Origin of the sequence: uncultured Microscilla sp. (assembly GCF_947493425.1) — a bacterium.
In the GTDB taxonomy this organism is placed as follows: Bacteria; Bacteroidota; Bacteroidia; order Cytophagales; family Microscillaceae; genus Microscilla.
On the sequence record NZ_CANLRP010000402.1, the window covers coordinates 1 to 1,040 of the forward strand.

The 1,040-nt window shown below is 51.5% G+C and carries 1 protein-coding gene; it reads left to right on the forward strand.

Going from position 1 to position 1,040, the window contains the following annotated elements; genetic code table 11:
- On the forward strand, positions 1-1,040 hold a 1,040-nt coding region (locus Q0954_RS34025; RefSeq protein ID WP_299466562.1), incomplete at both ends, for a hypothetical protein.

Consider the following 1,040-nt stretch of genomic DNA (forward strand, 5'->3'; position numbering starts at 1 on the left):
GCAATCATTGCCATGGATTTTAGCGGGGGCGAGCTGGCGACTCGTCACTTTGCCCTAAGTTGTGGGTTGTGGAATGGTACGCTCAAAACGGTGGGCGATATTACAGGGCTGGTGGCGATGTTTACGGGCTATGTGTCCGATCCTAAACTACGCAGTCAGATGGATGCCATGTTCAAAACGCTCAAAGACAAGGGCTTTTTTAACCTCATTGGCGAGCAGTTTGGCAAGCATTTTAATGCTTTGGCCAAAATCAACCACAAGTCGTTTTACCTCCTGGGCGAAGACATCATCTTTATTCTGTCGATGGCGACCGGGGCAGGCGAGTTGGGCTTGTTTGCCAAAGGAGGCAAGCTGGCAAAGTTGGGGCAAGGGCTCAACGGAGCAGTTAAAGGAGGCAAAGCGGCGCTCACCGTGGCGCAAAACAGTTTCCGGGTGTTACGCCGACAATTGGCGGGGCAAGTCAACTTTGTCTACCGCAAAACGACCCAAGCTTACGACATAGTGGCTTCGGGCAAGGTGATCGCTACTTTGCAGGGAGGAAAAATCAAGGTCAAGCGTTGGATTAATACCAGCCCAAACAAAATACTGCACCCCAAGTCAATGGACAACAGCCCGGATGGTAAGTTCATTGCCAAAAATGAGAAGGGGAAGTACGGGGTTTGTAAGGCAGATGGCCGGGGAAACTACCAGTTTGAGCAAACAGGTTTTTATGCCTCGCTAAAACCCGCCGAAATACAGAAGCTCCGCCAAATAAAATGGAACAACCACGATGAAGCCCTCGATTTGTTCATCCACGCCGAAGGCAAACAACACTTTGCCTACCTGGAAAATGCCCAGGGTCAGCTGCAAAAAATCGATGTCAGCACCCAAGACCTTGCCAGCATCGTTCGCACTATTGACCCTGGGGGTACCCAACCCATCCGTCTGCTTTCGTGCAGTAACCTAAAGGCGGCTCAAGACTTTTCGAAAGCCTTGGGCAACCGCCCGGTATATGCCACCGATGCTTTGGTGCGGGTACACGCCGATGGAGGCATTACCAC